Consider the following 17,025-nt stretch of genomic DNA (forward strand, 5'->3'; position numbering starts at 1 on the left):
CCTACTCATTTCTCACTCCTTTATGACTTTTTCGTATCTTCGCGCTTACTTTGCAAATGTTTCTATGTTATTCCAAATAAAATCGTACTTACAATTCCTTTGGCACTCAAAAAATGAGCATGCTGTACATTCACCATTTGTGTTTACTTTATTGACAAAATGTTTTTATGATAAAAAGTCAAAACCCGAATATGCAGTTTTAAAGAATTACAGAAAATCGCTTTTAGAAAACAACAATACGATTGATGTAACCGATTTCGGTGCAGGTTCGAAAGTTTTCAACTCGAATACAAGAGTAATTTCCAAGATTGCAAAAACTGCTGGAATTTCTCCAAAACGTGCCGAATTATTATTTAGAATCACGAATTATTTACTGCCGGAATCTATTTTAGAAATTGGCACTTCATTAGGATTAGCTACTTCTGCGCTTTCATTAGGTAATTTAAAAGCAAAAATAATCACTTTAGAAGGTTGTCCGGAAACAGCCAATCAATGTCAATTGCAATTGCAAAAGTTCAATATCAATAATGTGGAATTAGTAATAACGAAATTCGGCGAATATTTACAATCCCAAAATCTAATATCTAATATCTTCAATCTAATATATATAGACGGTAATCACTCCAAAAAAGCCACACTTGAATATTTCGAATTATTACTTCCAACGATTACCAACGAAACCGTTTGGATTTTCGATGACATTCATTGGTCCCCAGAAATGGAAGAAGCTTGGAAAATCATAAAAAAACATCCAAAAGTAACCGTAACTATTGATACGTTTCAATGGGGATTGGTATTTTTTAGAAGAGAACAGCCCAAAGAACATTTTGTGATTCGGATTTAGATTTTGTACATTTAATCTTCAAAACAACACCTCATGGACGTCAAACAAATTTTTGAGAATAATCGCAACTGGATTGTCAAACAACTTCAATCTGACGAAAATTATTTTGATAAACTATCCGAAGGACAATCACCTGAATTTCTTTATGTTGGTTGTTCTGACAGCCGTGTTTCTGCCGAAGAACTCATGGGCTTACAACCAGGACAGGTTTTTGTACACCGAAACATTGCCAATATGGTTCCTAATACGGACCTTAACTCCATGTCCGTTATTAATTATGCAGTAGTACATCTAAAAGTAAATCATATTGTCGTTTGTGGGCATTATGGTTGTGGTGGTGTACATGCGGCCATGCAACAATCTGATTTGGGCATCTTAAACCCTTGGCTAAGAAACATTCGTGATGTATACCGAATTCACAGGAAAGAGCTGAACTCCATAACAAATGAGGGAGAAAGATATAAAAAACTCGTAGAATTAAATGTGCAGGAACAATGCATCAATATCATCAAAACTGCCGAAGTTCAAAAAGCGAACAGCGAACGCAATTTAAAAGTTTATGGATGGATTTTTGACATCCATACCGGTACACTAATTGACCTGAAAATAGACTTTGATGAAATATTGAAGGATATTAAAGCAATTTACAAAATAGTAACTTAATGACGGTTCCTATAAAAAACTTTTTAAATAGTAAAGCAAAAGATTCTAATTCAAGCTATCGTTTTTGGAATCAATATTAGAAAAATCAAACATAAAAAAAAATGACAGCCATTGCTGACTGTCATTTCTAACTTTGAATTAGTAATTCCTTATTCTTTAGCTCTTTTCATTTCTCCTGATTTTGCTCCCATTCTATTCAATGTATACATTGGTGCAAATTTCAATTTTAAACCAGCAATTTTTCTGTTGTCTTCAGATGAAAGTCCTTCTTTTTCAACAGTATTTTTTCTGCTGTCCAATGCTTCGTACATTAATTTAACTTCATCCCAGTCTTCACGAGAATATTTATCTTTATTGTCTTCAACAGCATGTACAAATTGTTGGTAAACTCTATGAATATTAGCTGCATTTACCCAATCAAAATTCATGTCATCCCCTATTTTTCCTTCACCAAACAAAGTATTTCTTAGTTGTTGTTTTGGATTTGCAACCGCTGTAACTTTTTGTTCCGCTACTTTTTCAGATTCAACTTTAGCTTTCAAAGCTTCATATTTAGCATTTGCTGCATCAAGACGTTCTTGCATTTTCGCATTATCTTTCATATTTGTCAAAGCCGCCTGTGCTTCTCCATTTCTTATTTGATACGTCGCTTCAATACCTTGCCAATTTTCTTTAGCATCTTTAGCAGCTACATTACCTAATGAATCTACATACATTACATAGGTGTTAACTGTTTTCTCTGCTTGTTCTGCTTTTTCATCTTTACAAGAGGTAAATCCTAAAGCGATTACCGCTAATCCTAACAACAATTTTGTATTTTTCATAATTACTTGATTTGATTAAATATTATATCCACAAATGTAATTAGCATTATAGCATATTCAATAAAAAACAAAAAATTATGAAATAAATCGAATTAATTGTGATATAAAAAATAAAAAAATGTAAATTATATAAATTATCACCAAAATAGTATAAACTATAAAAAGGCAATTATGTGTATTAAAAATAGCATTTAAAGTAAAAAAGCAATTATTACAATTATACAAACCATTTTACTGTTTTAAATTGAGTCCAAAATGTAACAATTTAAAAAAAATAACTACTTATTAATAATTAAAAAGTCTTTTGTACTTTTAAAATCTAATTTAATAGTTCCCTAAGCAATGCTCAAGGGTAAAAATAAAAAATACCAATGGCGAACCCGTTAATAAAAATAACTAATATCAAACGAGATTTTGTACTCGGAAACGAAATCGTTTATGTCCTTAAAGGCATTGATTTACAAATAAATAAAGGGGAATATGTCGCATTAATGGGACCATCAGGATCTGGAAAATCAACTTTAATGAATTTATTAGGTTGTTTGGACACACCAACTTCAGGGAGTTATATTCTGAACGGAAAAGATGTCAGCCAGATGAAAGATGATGAATTAGCCGAAATTCGCAATAAAGAAATTGGTTTTGTTTTCCAGACTTTTAACCTTTTACCAAGAACAACTGCACTAGATAATGTGGCTTTACCCATGATTTACGCAGGATTTTCTAAATCCGACAGAAATGCTCGAGCTACTGAAGTATTGGAGCAGGTAAATCTTGCCGATAGAATGGACCACCAACCCAACCAACTTTCTGGAGGACAACGCCAGCGTGTGGCAATTGCCCGTGCTTTGGTCAACAAACCGTCCATCATCCTTGCCGATGAACCTACAGGAAATTTAGACAGTAAAACATCCGTGGAGATTATGAAGCTTTTTGGCGACATTCACGCCAATGGGAATACTGTGATTTTAGTAACTCACGAAGAGGAAATTGCGGCTTACGCCCATAGGATTATCCGTTTAAGAGATGGACTTATAGAAAGTGATACTACTAAATAGTTTTTTCAGGAGCTACTTCCGGCTATCCGCTTGTATCTTTTTCTTTTTAAAGAAAAAAGAAAAAGGATACCGCTGATATCCGGGCTAGGGATTCCCACTAATCAATACCATCTAAAATTCAAAATAACATCTGTAACCAAAATGAAAATTGCTTTACTGACCTGTGAAAAACTTCCTGATTTAACTCCCGAAGATCAAAAATTAATTCCTGCATTAGCACAACATAACATAGAAGCCAAAGCGGTAATTTGGAGTGACAAAACCATTAATTGGAATGATTTCGACTATTTAATTTTTCGTAATACTTGGGATTATTTCGAAAAAGAAACGGAGTTTAACCTTTGGCTTAGCCAAATAGAAAAATTGGGAATTAAAACGCTTAATCCCATTGAAGTAATTAAGCAAAATATACATAAGTTTTACTTGCGTGAAATGGAAAAGCAGGGAATCTCAATTCTTCCAACAGTTTTCATAGATAAAACAGATAATCTCAATCTTGCAGAACGCATTCCCTCCCATTGGAAAAAAGCAGTTATAAAACCAGCATTTTCTGCGGGTTCCTATCTCACCGAAGTTTTTGAAAGATCAGATATTCCAAAAATAAACGAACAATACAAAACTATCGCTTCAGAGAAAGAATTGCTTTTACAGGAATTCATGCCACAAATTCAAACATTGGGAGAAACCTCTTTTATTTTTTTCAATAAAAAATTCTCTCATTGTGTCAACAAGAAACCCGTTGAAGGAGATTTTAGAGTGCAATCCCAATTTGGAGGAAAATACAATTTGGTTCAACCAAGTCAGGATCTCATTGAAAAAGCACAAAAAATTACGGATACATTCCCAGAGAATTTACTGTATGCCAGAGTGGACGGAATAATAATCGACAATGATTTGTACGTAATGGAAATTGAATGCATAGAACCCGATTTGTACTTCAATCTCAGTAAAGGTTCACTGGAACGATTTACAACAGCAATAGTGGAATTAATATCCTAAATTTGTTCTTTTAAAATCAAATAAACGGTAGATGAAAGTATATACAAAGACTGGAGATAAAGGAACAACAGCACTTTTTGGTGGAACCAGAGTCTCAAAAGACCATGCCCGTATAGAAAGTTATGGCACTGTTGACGAATTGAATTCTCATATCGGTTTGATTCGGGATCAGGAAATGAATAGCCATTACAAAGAAATCCTTATCGAAATTCAAGATCGATTATTTACAGTTGGTGCCCTATTGGCCACGCCTCCGGAAAAAGAGGTGATGAAAAACGGGGAACTCCGTTTAAAAAAATTAGGAATTATAGAATCCGACATTGAATTATTGGAAAACGAAATTGACGCCATGGAAGAAGCATTGCCTCCTATGACGCATTTTGTGCTTCCTGGCGGACATACAACTGTGTCATATTGTCATATAGCACGTTGTGTATGTCGCAGAGCAGAGCGTTTAGCCGTCCATTTAAGCCACAACGAACCGGTTGCTGAAATTGCAATCAAGTACCTGAACCGACTTTCTGACTATCTTTTTGTGTTGGCACGAAAGTTGTCTCATGATTTGAACGCTGACGAAGTCCAATGGATTCCAAGGAAGTAGGATTTCAGATTGAAGATTAACGATTTTTGATTTCAGATTTACTGAAAAGTTAAATCTATATTTAATTCAAATGATTCTAAACGATTTAAAACCGTGAAACATCATTTTTTAAAATCAAAAATCGTTAATCTGAAATCAAAAATCAGCAATCAATAAAGACGTTCTTAAATTTAACTAAAAATAAATGATTTTTTACTTGTCTTTTTCAGTAAAAAATTTATTTTTGCACAAAACTAAATCGACAACAAATGTATTGGACATTAGAATTAGCATCTTATTTAAGTGATGCCCCGTGGCCTGCTAACAAAGACGAACTTATTGACTACGCTATTAGAGCAGGAGCTCCATTAGAAGTAGTAGAAAACCTTCAATCTATAGAAGATGAAGGCGAGATATATGAATCAATGGAAGAAATTTGGCCAGATTATCCTACAGACGAAGATTATCTTTGGAATGAGGATGAATATTAAAAAGTAAACCAAGAAAAAGTCTCAAAAGAGGCTTTTTTTTGGTTTAAATTTACACAATTATACAATTAGAAATAAAAACATATTATGAGTTTCATAAACAGTATCATTAAAGTCTTTGTTGGAGATAAATCTCAAAAAGATGTAAAGGCTTTACAGCCTTATCTTAACAAAATTAAAACTTTTGAAAATCCTCTAATGGCATTATCTAATGATGAACTTAGAGCGCGTACCGCATTTTTCAAAGGTAAAATAAAGCAAGCCCGTTCTGAAAAAGATGCGAAAATCGACGCATTGAAACAGGAAGTGGAAAGCATTGAAGACATTGATAAAAGAGAAGATATTTATATCGCTATCGATGCGCTGGAAAAAGAAGCTTACGAAATTTCGGAAAAAACGTTACTGGAAATTCTTCCTGAAGCATTTGCCGTAGTAAAAGAAACGGCTAGACGATTTAAAGACAACACTCAAATCGTTGTAACTGCAACTGCAAAAGACCGTGAATTTTCAGCAATTAAAAGCTACATCACTTTAGACGGAGACAACGCAATTTGGGCCAATTCTTGGAGTGCAGCAGGTAAAGAAATTACTTGGGACATGATTCACTATGACGTACAGTTAATAGGTGGAATGGTATTACATGAAGGAAAAGTAGCTGAAATGCAAACGGGTGAAGGAAAAACATTGGTAGCAACCTTACCGTTGTATTTAAATGCTTTGACTGGAAATGGGGTGCATTTAGTAACGGTGAATGATTACTTGGCAAAACGGGATAGTACATGGAAAGCACCTTTATTCGAATTTCATGGATTGACTGTTGAATGTATTGACAATTACCAACCAAGTTCTGAAGGAAGAAAAAAAGCATACAACGCTGACATCACTTACGGAACGAATAATGAATTTGGTTTTGACTATTTAAGAGATAACATGGCGCATACGCCAGATGAATTAGTTCAAAGAAAACACAATTATGCCATTGTTGATGAGGTCGATTCTGTTTTGATTGATGATGCAAGAACACCATTGATTATTTCAGGACCAGTTCCACAAGGAGATCGTCATGAGTTCATGGAAATGAAACCAAAAATTGAAAACCTAGTTAGTTTACAGCGCCAGTTGGCTAACGGTTTCTTATCTGAAGCTAAAAAATTAATCAAAGAAGGAAATACTAAAGAAGGTGGATTCTTATTGTTAAGAGCGTACAGAAGTTTACCTAAAAATAAAGCTTTAATTAAATTTTTAAGTGAAGAAGGAATCAAACAATTGCTTCAAAAAACCGAAAACCAATACATGCAGGACAACAATCGCGAAATGCATAAGATTGATGAAGCGTTGTATTTTGTAATCGAAGAAAAAAACAACCAAGTTGAATTGACTGATAACGGAATAAAATTCCTTTCAGGAGATACAGATGCTGACTTTTTCGTACTTCCGGATATTGGAACTGAAATTGCAGCTATCGAAAAGAAAAAACTGGATAAAGACGCAGAAGCGGAAGAAAAAGAAAGATTATTCCAAGATTTCGGAATTAAAAGTGAGCGTATTCACACCTTGACTCAGCTTTTGAAAGCATACTCTTTATTCGAAAAAGATGTAGAATATGTAATCATGGACAATAAAATCATGATTGTTGATGAGCAAACAGGACGTATCATGGATGGACGTCGTTATTCTGATGGATTGCACCAAGCAATTGAAGCCAAAGAAAACGTAAAAATTGAAGCCGCTACTCAAACATTTGCAACAGTAACTTTACAAAACTATTTCAGAATGTACAGCAAACTTGGCGGTATGACTGGAACTGCTGTAACTGAAGCGGGTGAGTTATGGCAAATATACAAACTGGATGTTGTTGAAATTCCTACTAACAGAGGAATGGCCAGAAAAGATAAAGAGGATTTTATTTATAAAACGACTCGTGAGAAATTTAATGCCGTTATTGAGGACGTAACACAATTATCAAATGCAGGAAGACCAGTATTAATTGGAACAACTTCGGTAGAAATTTCAGAATTATTAAGCCGAATGCTTAAGATGAGAGGTGTTGCGCACAATGTATTGAATGCAAAAATGCACAAACAAGAAGCTCAAATCGTTGAAGAAGCAGGAAAATCCGGTGTGGTAACGATTGCTACTAATATGGCTGGTCGTGGTACCGATATCAAATTATCTGCTGAAGTAAAAGCGGCTGGTGGATTAGCGATTGTAGGTACGGAACGTCATGATTCGCGTCGTGTTGACCGTCAGTTACGTGGTCGTGCAGGACGTCAAGGTGATCCTGGAAGTTCTCAGTTCTATGTTTCTCTTGAAGATAACTTGATGCGTTTGTTTGGTTCTGAAAGAGTAGCTAAAGTGATGGACAGAATGGGATTGCAGGAAGGTGAAGTGATTCAGCATTCTATGATGACCAAATCTATCGAGCGTGCTCAGAAAAAAGTAGAAGAAAACAACTTTGGTGTTCGTAAACGTTTATTGGAATACGATGACGTTATGAACGCACAACGTGAAGTGATTTACAAACGTCGCCGTCACGCTTTGTTTGGAGAGCGTTTGAAATTGGATATTGCCAACATGCTTTACGATACTTGCGAGTTGATTATTGACGAAAACAAAGCAACAAATAATTTCAAAAACTTTGAATTCGAATTAATTCGTTATTTCTCTATCACTTCTCCAGTTACCGAAAGTGAGTTTGTGAAATTAACTGAAATGGAATTAACCGGTAAAGTATATAAAGCGACACTAGAATTTTATACCGAGAAAACAGAAAGAAGCGCCAGAGAAGCTTTCCCTATCATAAAAGATGTTTACGAAGATAAAAACAATCAATTTGAGCGTATTGTAGTTCCATTCACTGACGGAATCAAAACCTTAAGCGTAGTTACCGATTTGAAAAAAGCGTACGAAACTCAAGGGGCGCAACTTGTTGCTGATTTTGAGAAAAACATTACTTTGTCTATTGTAGATGAAGCTTGGAAAAAGCACTTACGCAAAATGGACGAGTTGAAACAATCCGTTCAATTAGCCGTTCACGAACAAAAAGATCCTTTGCTTATTTACAAATTGGAAGCATTCAATTTGTTTAGAGGAATGCTTGACAATGTAAACAAAGAAGTTATTTCGTTCTTGTTCAAAGGTGATTTACCGGCTCAAGAGAATCAACAAATTCAAGAAGCAAAAGAAGTTCGTCAACAAGAAGACTATAAATTGAGTAAAGACGAAATTCCAAATAGCGAAAGTGCCAATCGTGAAGCGGGAGAAACACAACAACGACAAGTAACGGAAACGATCGTGAGAGATATGCCAAAAATCAATCGCAATGACAACGTAACGATTCAAAACGTGGCAAACGGACAAACTCAAGAAATGAAATTCAAAAAAGCCGAAAGCTTAATCGCCTCAGGTCAATGGGTCATTGTTAACTAATAACCGTTTCGATTCTCTATAAAATTAAATTCCCCAATTACGAAAGTAGTTGGGGAATTTTTTTTGGAGCTATTCCCGCCAAACGTTTCAATCTTGTGGGGCAAAACGAAAGCCCCACAAGGATTTCCACTACTGTCGGGCTAGGAATTTTGTGATAAATAACTCTGTTTACGGTTTCCCGTAATAATGAGTCTCTTAAAGAATATATCTTTAGCAATAAATTAATTACAGTCTTCTGTTCATAAGTGTTTTCGGCGATTAATTTATATATTTGAAATCATTAAGTCTGATATTTAGCAGACCAATCTTCACTATTTCGGGGTGATGAGTCTGTTATAGTCAGTAGTATATGAAAGTGCACAATATTTCAACCAAAACAAAATTCATAATCAAAACAATGAGACTAAAAGTATTTTTATTTCTAAGCTTTTCGACAATTATTCTATCTCTAATCTCTTGTAAAAGTTCAAAAGTCACAAATAATGAAAATTATATATTCTCTAAAGAAATAGAAAATATTACTAAAGAAAATAATTTTAATGGAGTTATACTTTTGACACAAAAAAATAAAACAACTTACTTTAAAGCTTTCGGATTCTCGGATTTAGAAAACAAAACTGCATTAAATGAGAATGATCAATTTGTAATAGGTTCTATTAGTAAACAAATTACAGCAGTTTTGGTATTACAAGAATATGAGAAAGGAAAACTAAAACTTGATGATAAAATCAGCCAATATTTACCTGAAATTAGTCAACCTTGGGCAAAACGAATAACTATACATCAACTTCTAACTCACACTCACGGAATAATTGATTTAGAAAAACCATTAAAATTTGAAGAAGGTTCTAAATTTGAATATTCTCAATTAGGCTATGAACTTTTGGCAAAAATTCTCGAAAAAGTGACAAAGCAAACTTTTGAGCAGTTATCAACAGAACTTTTTATCAATAATGATTTAAAAAATACCTTTCATCCAGACAATAAAAAATATAAAAATCTAGTCAAAGGTTATGAAGAAGATGAAAATGGAAAATTAGCATATGCAGATAACAGTCTAGACAACTATGTTCCTGCGGGTGCTTTTATTTCTAATGCCAAAGATTTGAATAAGTGGAATAAGTTATTACACTCAGGCAAACTCGTAAATTTGTCTACTCTAAAATTAATGAGTACAAGATATGCAACCAGAATCCATCCAATTTTCAATACTGTAGAATATGGTTACGGTTTGCTTTTTAAAGAGGGAGAAAATGATACACAAATTGGTGCTTTAGGTTATTCTCCAGGTTTTGTCTCTGCTTGTTACTATTACCCACAAACAAAAATGAACCTCATTATTTTAGAAAATACCGCTTTTGTGCCAAACGATATTAAAAAGACATTTAAAGCTCATATAGAATTAATGAATCTCGTAAAAAACGTTTCATCGCAGCGTTTGTAACGCGGTTTCTTAAACTAAAACTATATACTTCTGCAAACTTGTCACTTACTTTGTCGAAATACTAGATGTGATTGCTTCTTTCCTCGCAATGACAAGCAAACCGTTAAAATCTAATTTAAGCGTTCGTTTACACTACCTTAGATTCTCTTCAAAATACCGTTCCTCAATTCTTTTAATGTCTTTTATGGAATTTTTGGCCCAAGCCAAACGCTTTTCTAAGATTTTATTTTTGGATAAATGCCAATAAATGTTTGAATTGCGCAATCGGTTCTTTAATTTTTCAATTATTACAACTGCTATATCCAGATTGCGCGGATTTGCAATCCGTGCCCACAACGATAAGCACTTAATCAAAAGAAAATACTAGATGTGATTGCTTCGTTCCTCGCAATAACTGAGCTAACTGTAAAAAAACAAAGTTGAGTAAACTATACTTTGTCCAAATACTTAATACAATTCCTCCTTCTTCGAAAAGACTGTGCGATGGGAAGCTGTGACTATTTTTTTGTAACTGAATTTAAGAAATAAATGCTATAGATATTCAATCTTCTAAAATAGAATTGGTAAAAATCATTCTCAACATTGAGAATGATAAATTTATCGAAAAAAATCACGGAATTTATTCAAAAAGAAAAAGTAAATTTTTGGGATGAATTGAGTGTTGCTGAGCAAGAAGAAATTGAAAAAGGAATAAAAGAATTGAATAAAGGAAAAAGAGTTGACTTCAATGACTTTCTTAAAAAAATCTCTTAGTGAAAGTTTTTTTATCAATCAAAAGAAAATACTAGATGTGATTGCTTCGTTCCTCGCAATGACAAGCAAACCGTTAAAATCTAATTTAAGCATTCTTTTACACTACCTTGAATTCTCTTCAAAATACCGTTCCTCCATTCTTTTGATATCTTCTATGTTTTTTTTGGCCCAAGCCAATCTTTTTACAAAAATTTCATTTTCGGATAAATGTCAGTCAATATTTGAATTTTGTAATCGGTTCTTTAATTTTTCAATGATTACAACTGCTATAACCGTATTGAAATTAGTTTTTGGGCAACTGATAAAATATTCTTTTCATTGATTTCAGGCAAATTTGCAAGCGGAAATAATTCCCGATCGCTCGGATATACTAGATTTTCTCTCGTTACGATAGCGCGGATTTGCAATCCGTGCCCGCAACGATAAGACATAAGACTAATTGATAAAAAAAAGCTACAAGTAATTTATTCTTGTAGCTTTTTATATATTTTTAAATAAAAAACATGTCAACCAAATACAAAGCAACTGTTTTGAAGAATTAAAATGCCAATCGTTGTGGGCACGGATTGCAAATCCGCGCTATCTGGTTTCCTCGCAATGACTCAGCTAACGATAAAAAAAGTTGAGTAAACTATACTATGTCAAGATAGGCACTACGATTCCTCCTTCGTTGGAAAGACAACACGACGGGAATAGCTGTGATTATTTTTTTGTAACTTTGAATTTAAGAAATAAATAAAATGGATATTCAATCTTCTAAAATAGAATTGGTAAAAATCATTCTCAACATTGAGAATGATAAATTTATCGAAAAAATCACGGAATTTATTCAAAAAGAAAAAGTAAATTTTTGGGATGAATTGAGTGTTGCTGAGCAAGAAGAAATTGAAAAAGGAATAAAAGAATTGAATAAAGGAAAAAGAGTTGACTTCAATGACTTTCTTAAAAAAATCTCTTAGTGAAAGTTTTTTTATCAATCAAAAGAAAATACTAGATGTGATTGCTTCGTTCCTCGCAATGACAAGCAAACCGTTAAAATCTAATTTAAGCATTCTTTTACACTACCTTGGATTCTCTTCAAAATACCGTTCTTCTATTCTTTTGATATCTTCTATGGTTTTTTTGGCCCAAGCCAATCTTTTTACAAAAATTTCATTTTCGGATAAATGTCAGTCAATATTTGAATTTTGTAATCGGTTCTTTAATTTTTCAATGATTACAACTGCTATAACCGTATTGAAATTAGTTTTTGGGCAACTGATAAAATATTCTTTTCATTGATTTCAGGCAAATTTGCAAGCGGAAATAATTGCTGTCCCGGACGACTAACAAATGCCGTTTGCCAACCAGCCCAATTTGCACCGGCAACATCCCAACCATGTGCCGCTATCAACATACATTCACTCGGTTTCAATCCCATTTTTTTGGCAGCCCAATTATAGGTATCTGTATGTGGCTTGAATTTACCTACATCTTCTATACTTAAAACATCGTCAAATAGATCATGAATCCCGGCATATTTAAGTTGCGTTTCTACCGCTTTATTGGAGGAGTTAGTGAAGGCAACCAATTTATATCCTTCTTTTTTCAAAAGTAAGAGTGCTTCTTTCACTTCTGGATGTGCAGGCAATGCTAAAATTGGAGCAACAGCATCCTTGGCTTGTTTATCCGTTATATTAATTCCATTTTTGTGGGCAACCATCATAAGTGCAGCCGCTCCAATTTTTCCAAAATCATGATATTGATTTGCTACTGTTGTAACTAATGAATATTGAAGCATTGTAGTGAACCACAACGACATCAATTCAGGATGACCTCCTAGCGCTGCGCCAATACTTTTTTTCATCATATTAAGATCCAGCAATGTTTCATTTACATCAAAAAATAAAACCTTAGGCCTTTGGAAACAACCAACGCTACACTCCTCACTATCGTTTTCCTCCTCTTTTACCATTAAAGTAGGCGCGCTAATTTCTTCGTTTCCAACAGTCAATGCATTACTTATTAAATTCTCGTTGCTATTTCTAAATTCTTTCATTGCTTTTCTTTTTAAATCATGCGTTAAATAAAATATACGACAAAGTATCTTGTTTTACGAAAACAGTACAAGTTACATACTATTTTTTAAAATAAATAACACAACTATAACAATATAAAAAGAACTATTTCACGTTTTCAGAAAAATACCGTTCTTCAATTCGCTTGATTTCTTTTATGGAATTTTTGGCCCAAGCCAAACGTTTTTCTAAAATTTCCTCTTCGGATAAATGCCAATCAATGTTTGAATTGCGCAATCGATTCGTCAAGTTTTGAATAATTATTGCCGCCGAAACCGAGATATTCAAACTTTCGGTAAAACCAACCATAGGAATTTTCAGAAAACCATCGGCGCGTTGTAAAATTTCTTCTGATAATCCGTCTCTTTCGGTTCCAAAAAACAGAGCGCTTGGTTTCGAAATATCAAAATCGTCCATCAAACAATCATTCTCGTGAGGGGTTGTGGCAATAATTTGGTAGCCTTTACTTTTCAATGTATCCACACAATTCGTAATACTGTCGAAGGTATTGATGTCAACCCATTTTTGGGCACCCATCGCTATTTCCTTGTCGATACTTTTTCCGTACCGTTGCTCAATCACATTCAATTCCTGAATTCCAAAAACCTCGCAGCTGCGCATTACCGCACTCGTATTGTGCATCTGAAAAATATCTTCTACGGCAATCGTAAAATGATTGGTTCTGTTTTCCAATACTTTCAAAAATTTTTCTTTTCGGTTATCGGTTAGGATATTTTCGAGAAAATTAAGATAATCGATATCAATCATTGCGGGTTCTTTTTTGGCAAAAATACTAAAAAAGAGTAGTTTTATATAAATATAGTAATTTTGTCATTCCGACGAAGGAGGAATCACATAATGAGGGCAACTAATGAGATTTCTCCTTCGTCGAAATGACAAAACAATGAAAAAAAATTCCATGAAAAAGAAATTAGTTGTTTTAACCGGAGCTGGAATTAGTGCCGAAAGCGGTATCAAAACTTTCCGGGATAGTGATGGCCTTTGGGAAGGACATAACGTTATGGATGTTGCAACTCCAGAAGGCTGGCATAAAAATCCAGCTTTAGTGCTGGATTTCTATAATCAAAGACGAAAACAACTCAAGGAGGTAGAACCTAATTTGGCGCATCAGATTCTGGCCGAATTAGAAAATGAATTTGATGTTTTTATTATTACCCAAAACGTGGATGATTTACATGAGCGCGCGGGGAGCTCCAAAGTCTTACATCTTCATGGTGAATTATTAAAAGTGAGAAGCACTAAAAATGAAAATTATATTGTGGACTGGCAAGGCGATTTGAATTTTGGTGATTTAGATGACAATCAAAAACAACTAAGACCACATATCGTTTGGTTTGGTGAAGCCGTTCCAGCACTTGATGAAGCAATTGCAATAACACAGCAGGCGGATTACTTTGCTGTAATCGGGACCTCTTTACAAGTATATCCCGCGGCAGGATTAATCGATTTCACCACCCCTGACATACCTGTTTTTTATATTGATCCAAAACCCATAAAGATTCCAAATCTTCGAAATCCATTAGATGTAATTCCTATGCGTGCAACGGAAGGAGTTGCTTTTTTGAAAGAAAAATTACTCAATCAAATGCAATGACAACAACAATTGCAATGGCAAAAAATCAATTACAATTGCAATAAAAATCTAAACTTATAACCCATAACTTATAACTTATAACTATTTTTGTGCCTTTCGAACAAACAACTAAACAATGACTACTTTAAACGAATTGAATGCTATTTCTCCTATTGATGGAAGATATAGAAGTAAAACCTTTTCTTTAGCTCCATTTTTCTCTGAAGAAGCTCTAATCAAATACCGCGTATTGGTTGAGATTGAATATTTTATTGCTTTGTGCGAAGTTCCTTTGCCACAACTAAAAAACGTAAACCCGAATTTATTCGAAAGCTTACGTAACATCTATAAAAATTTCTCTACCGAAGACGCCCTTTGGATCAAAGAAACCGAAAAAGTGACCAACCACGATGTAAAAGCGGTGGAATACTTTATCAAAGATGCTTTTGAAAAATTAGGCTTATCTGAATTTAAAGAGTTTATTCACTTCGGATTGACTTCTCAAGATATTAATAATACGGCCATTCCGCTTTCTACAAAAGAAGCTTTCGAGAAAGTATATATGCCTTCTTTAATTACTTTGACATCAAAATTGAAAGATTTAAGTGTGGAATGGAAGGACATTCCAATGCTTGCGCGTACGCACGGACAACCGGCTTCACCAACGCGTTTGGGTAAAGAAATTGCTGTTTTTGTGGAGCGTTTAGAAGAGCAAATGCGTTTGTTATTTAATGTTCCTTTTGCAGCTAAATTTGGCGGAGCAACAGGAAATTATAACGCACATCATGTGGCGTATCCACAAATTGACTGGAGAAAATTTGGAGGAAAATTTGTGGAGGAAAATCTTGGTTTGCACCACTCCTTCCCTACTACACAAATTGAACATTACGATCATTTCGCTGCATTTTTTGATGCGTTGAAAAGAATAAATACGATCATCATTGATTTAGACCGAGATATTTGGACGTATGTTTCGATGGAATATTTCAAACAAAAAATTAAAGCAGGAGAAATTGGTTCTTCAGCGATGCCACATAAAGTAAACCCTATTGATTTTGAAAATTCAGAAGGGAATTTAGGAATTGCCAATGCTATTTTCGAACACTTATCTGCTAAATTGCCCTTATCAAGATTACAACGCGATTTAACAGACAGTACGGTTCTGAGAAATATAGGTGTACCAATTGGACATACTATAATCGCTTTTGAAGCTACTTTGAAGGGATTAAATAAATTATTATTGAACGAACCAAAATTCCACGAAGATTTAGAGAAAAACTGGGCTGTTGTTGCCGAAGCGATTCAAACTATTTTACGTCGCGAAGCGTATCCTAATCCATATGAAGCTTTGAAAGGATTGACTAGAACCAATGAGGCGATTGATAAAAAAGCAATTCATGGTTTCATTGCAACGTTAGAGGTTTCGGATGCAATTAAAGCCGAATTAATGCAAATCACTCCAAGTAATTTCTTGGGGATTTAAATACAAAAAACATACTAAGTACAAAGTAATATGATCAAAAAGCACTTTAAATTCATATTACTTTGTACTTTTTTTTTATTTTCTTGTGAAAATAAAAACACTTCTCAAAAAAGCAATCTTAAAGAGATTAATCCTGGAGTTGTAATATCATTTGATGATGCAAGTATCAATGAATGGTACCAAGCAGATAAAATATTGCGTCAATATTCTTGGAAAGCTACTTTTTGTGTTTCTAAAATAAATACTTTAAATCCTTCTGAGATAAAAGAACTTTTGGAATTACAAAAGGAAGGACATGAAATTGCAGGACATAGTTTCCATCATTTTAATGCACCTAAATTTGTTGCCAAAAATGGAATTAACGCCTACATCAATCAGGAAATAAATCCGATGCTCGCTTTAATGCATTTTTATTCCATCAAAGTAACTTCATTTGCCTATCCTTTTGGATTTAGAAATGCGAATATTGATGCAGCCCTTTTAAAAAAATTTAAAGTTATTAGAGGAACAACCTACGGTGCAGAAGATCCTTTTTTTCAAAATTGCTATTTCAATAACTCAAAATTAGTTTTCGCGATAGGCATCGATACGGATCATCCCAATTTCAGCATTCCGTATCTTTTAAAATTATTAGATTATGCTAAACGAAAGCACAAAATTCTAATATTGTTTGGTCACAAACCAGTACAAAAAATAACATCCAACTATCAGACCAAAATGGAAACATTACAACTGATTTGCAATTATGTCAAACAACATAATATGACCTTTTATACTTTATCTGAATTAAACCATTTAAAATAACATTT

At 33.9% G+C, this 17,025-nt stretch carries 16 protein-coding genes; 13 read left to right on the plus strand and 3 right to left on the minus strand.

Going from position 1 to position 17,025, the window contains the following annotated elements; all coding sequences use genetic code 11:
* Positions 1-64: 64 nt before the first annotated feature.
* Together ACM55I_RS07975 and ACM55I_RS07980 are read left to right on the plus strand one after the other, a co-directional pair.
* The gene (locus ACM55I_RS07975) at positions 65-844 is read left to right on the plus strand and encodes an O-methyltransferase (protein ID WP_416846284.1); all 780 of its coding nucleotides are present in this window, start codon (positions 65-67) and stop codon (positions 842-844) included.
* Positions 845-877: 33 nt separating this feature from the next.
* Positions 878-1,507, plus strand: a complete 630-nt coding sequence (locus tag ACM55I_RS07980; RefSeq protein ID WP_416846241.1) for a carbonic anhydrase — start codon at positions 878-880, stop codon at positions 1,505-1,507.
* A 149-nt stretch (positions 1,508-1,656) separates the two neighbouring features.
* Here ACM55I_RS07980 and ACM55I_RS07985 read toward each other — a convergent pair whose 3' ends face one another.
* The gene (locus ACM55I_RS07985) at positions 1,657-2,331 is read right to left on the minus strand and encodes a hypothetical protein (protein WP_416846242.1); all 675 of its coding nucleotides are present in this window, start codon (positions 2,329-2,331) and stop codon (positions 1,657-1,659) included.
* A 371-nt stretch (positions 2,332-2,702) separates the two neighbouring features.
* On the opposite strand from ACM55I_RS07985, the gene ACM55I_RS07990 reads away from it, so the two are divergent.
* The 8 genes from ACM55I_RS07990 to ACM55I_RS08025 all read left to right on the plus strand — a co-directional run bounded on the left by ACM55I_RS07990 (position 2,703) and on the right by ACM55I_RS08025 (position 12,041).
* The gene (locus tag ACM55I_RS07990; protein ID WP_416846243.1) at positions 2,703-3,389 is read left to right on the plus strand and encodes an ABC transporter ATP-binding protein; all 687 of its coding nucleotides are present in this window, start codon (positions 2,703-2,705) and stop codon (positions 3,387-3,389) included.
* Between the two features lie 141 nt (positions 3,390-3,530).
* Positions 3,531-4,388 carry an ATP-grasp domain-containing protein gene (locus ACM55I_RS07995; protein WP_416846244.1) on the plus strand — a complete coding sequence of 286 codons (858 nt, stop codon included), beginning with the start codon at positions 3,531-3,533 and terminating at the stop codon, positions 4,386-4,388.
* Positions 4,389-4,419: 31 nt separating this feature from the next.
* Entirely contained in the window at positions 4,420-4,989 is a 570-nt protein-coding gene (locus ACM55I_RS08000) for a cob(I)yrinic acid a,c-diamide adenosyltransferase (RefSeq protein WP_416846245.1), read from the plus strand.
* Positions 4,990-5,237: 248 nt separating this feature from the next.
* Positions 5,238-5,459 carry a DUF2795 domain-containing protein gene (locus ACM55I_RS08005; protein WP_007138072.1) on the plus strand — a complete coding sequence of 74 codons (222 nt, stop codon included), beginning with the start codon at positions 5,238-5,240 and terminating at the stop codon, positions 5,457-5,459.
* An 84-nt stretch (positions 5,460-5,543) separates the two neighbouring features.
* Positions 5,544-8,885 (plus strand): preprotein translocase subunit SecA, encoded by a 3,342-nt coding sequence (gene secA / locus ACM55I_RS08010; protein ID WP_416846246.1) that lies wholly within the window; start codon positions 5,544-5,546, stop codon positions 8,883-8,885.
* A 397-nt stretch (positions 8,886-9,282) separates the two neighbouring features.
* The gene (locus ACM55I_RS08015; protein WP_416846247.1) at positions 9,283-10,329 is read left to right on the plus strand and encodes a serine hydrolase domain-containing protein; all 1,047 of its coding nucleotides are present in this window, start codon (positions 9,283-9,285) and stop codon (positions 10,327-10,329) included.
* Between the two features lie 588 nt (positions 10,330-10,917).
* Positions 10,918-11,082, plus strand: a complete 165-nt coding sequence (locus tag ACM55I_RS08020) for a hypothetical protein (protein WP_416846248.1) — start codon at positions 10,918-10,920, stop codon at positions 11,080-11,082.
* Positions 11,083-11,822: 740 nt separating this feature from the next.
* On the plus strand, positions 11,823-12,041 hold the full coding sequence (locus tag ACM55I_RS08025; protein ID WP_416846249.1) for a hypothetical protein: 219 nt from the start codon (positions 11,823-11,825) through the stop codon (positions 12,039-12,041).
* Between the two features lie 266 nt (positions 12,042-12,307).
* On the opposite strand, the gene ACM55I_RS08030 is transcribed toward ACM55I_RS08025, so the two are convergent.
* Together ACM55I_RS08030 and ACM55I_RS08035 are read right to left on the minus strand one after the other, a co-directional pair.
* Positions 12,308-13,120 carry a haloacid dehalogenase type II gene (locus tag ACM55I_RS08030; protein WP_416846250.1) on the minus strand — a complete coding sequence of 271 codons (813 nt, stop codon included), beginning with the start codon at positions 13,118-13,120 and terminating at the stop codon, positions 12,308-12,310.
* Between the two features lie 124 nt (positions 13,121-13,244).
* Positions 13,245-13,907, minus strand: a complete 663-nt coding sequence (locus ACM55I_RS08035; protein ID WP_416846251.1) for a TrmH family RNA methyltransferase — start codon at positions 13,905-13,907, stop codon at positions 13,245-13,247.
* 151 nt (positions 13,908-14,058) lie between these two features.
* On the opposite strand from ACM55I_RS08035, the gene ACM55I_RS08040 reads away from it, so the two are divergent.
* From ACM55I_RS08040 to ACM55I_RS08050, 3 genes are all read left to right on the plus strand, one after another.
* Positions 14,059-14,754: an SIR2 family NAD-dependent protein deacylase gene (locus ACM55I_RS08040; RefSeq protein WP_416846252.1), complete on the plus strand. Its 696-nt coding sequence runs from the start codon at positions 14,059-14,061 to the stop codon at positions 14,752-14,754.
* A gap of 115 nt (positions 14,755-14,869) precedes the next feature.
* Positions 14,870-16,216 carry an adenylosuccinate lyase gene (gene purB, locus ACM55I_RS08045; protein WP_416846253.1) on the plus strand — a complete coding sequence of 449 codons (1,347 nt, stop codon included), beginning with the start codon at positions 14,870-14,872 and terminating at the stop codon, positions 16,214-16,216.
* Between the two features lie 30 nt (positions 16,217-16,246).
* Complete coding sequence (locus ACM55I_RS08050) at positions 16,247-17,020, plus strand: polysaccharide deacetylase family protein (protein WP_416846254.1); 774 nt, start codon at positions 16,247-16,249, stop codon at positions 17,018-17,020.
* Positions 17,021-17,025: the final 5 nt, after the last annotated feature.

Origin of the sequence: Flavobacterium algoris, assembly GCF_048158525.1 — a bacterium.
In the GTDB taxonomy this organism is placed as follows: domain Bacteria; phylum Bacteroidota; class Bacteroidia; order Flavobacteriales; family Flavobacteriaceae; genus Flavobacterium; species Flavobacterium algoris.

What these genes read in the sequence shown, in the direction of transcription:
- ACM55I_RS08050 (WP_416846254.1), top strand. Translation starts at nt 16,247, where the DNA reads ATGATCAAAAAGCACTTTAAATTCATATTACTTTGTACTTTTTTTTTA.
- ACM55I_RS08005 (WP_007138072.1), top strand. Translation starts at nt 5,238, where the DNA reads ATGTATTGGACATTAGAATTAGCATCTTATTTAAGTGATGCCCCGTGG.
- ACM55I_RS08035 (WP_416846251.1), bottom strand. Translation starts at nt 13,907, where the DNA reads ATGATTGATATCGATTATCTTAATTTTCTCGAAAATATCCTAACCGAT.
- secA (WP_416846246.1), top strand. Translation starts at nt 5,544, where the DNA reads ATGAGTTTCATAAACAGTATCATTAAAGTCTTTGTTGGAGATAAATCT.
- ACM55I_RS08020 (WP_416846248.1), top strand. Translation starts at nt 10,918, where the DNA reads ATGATAAATTTATCGAAAAAAATCACGGAATTTATTCAAAAAGAAAAA.
- ACM55I_RS08000 (WP_416846245.1), top strand. Translation starts at nt 4,420, where the DNA reads ATGAAAGTATATACAAAGACTGGAGATAAAGGAACAACAGCACTTTTT.
- ACM55I_RS07975 (WP_416846284.1), top strand. Translation starts at nt 65, where the DNA reads ATGTTATTCCAAATAAAATCGTACTTACAATTCCTTTGGCACTCAAAA.
- ACM55I_RS08040 (WP_416846252.1), top strand. Translation starts at nt 14,059, where the DNA reads ATGAAAAAGAAATTAGTTGTTTTAACCGGAGCTGGAATTAGTGCCGAA.
- ACM55I_RS08025 (WP_416846249.1), top strand. Translation starts at nt 11,823, where the DNA reads ATGGATATTCAATCTTCTAAAATAGAATTGGTAAAAATCATTCTCAAC.
- ACM55I_RS07990 (WP_416846243.1), top strand. Translation starts at nt 2,703, where the DNA reads ATGGCGAACCCGTTAATAAAAATAACTAATATCAAACGAGATTTTGTA.
- ACM55I_RS07985 (WP_416846242.1), bottom strand. Translation starts at nt 2,331, where the DNA reads ATGAAAAATACAAAATTGTTGTTAGGATTAGCGGTAATCGCTTTAGGA.
- ACM55I_RS08015 (WP_416846247.1), top strand. Translation starts at nt 9,283, where the DNA reads ATGAGACTAAAAGTATTTTTATTTCTAAGCTTTTCGACAATTATTCTA.
- ACM55I_RS07980 (WP_416846241.1), top strand. Translation starts at nt 878, where the DNA reads ATGGACGTCAAACAAATTTTTGAGAATAATCGCAACTGGATTGTCAAA.
- ACM55I_RS07995 (WP_416846244.1), top strand. Translation starts at nt 3,531, where the DNA reads ATGAAAATTGCTTTACTGACCTGTGAAAAACTTCCTGATTTAACTCCC.
- ACM55I_RS08030 (WP_416846250.1), bottom strand. Translation starts at nt 13,120, where the DNA reads ATGAAAGAATTTAGAAATAGCAACGAGAATTTAATAAGTAATGCATTG.
- purB (WP_416846253.1), top strand. Translation starts at nt 14,870, where the DNA reads ATGACTACTTTAAACGAATTGAATGCTATTTCTCCTATTGATGGAAGA.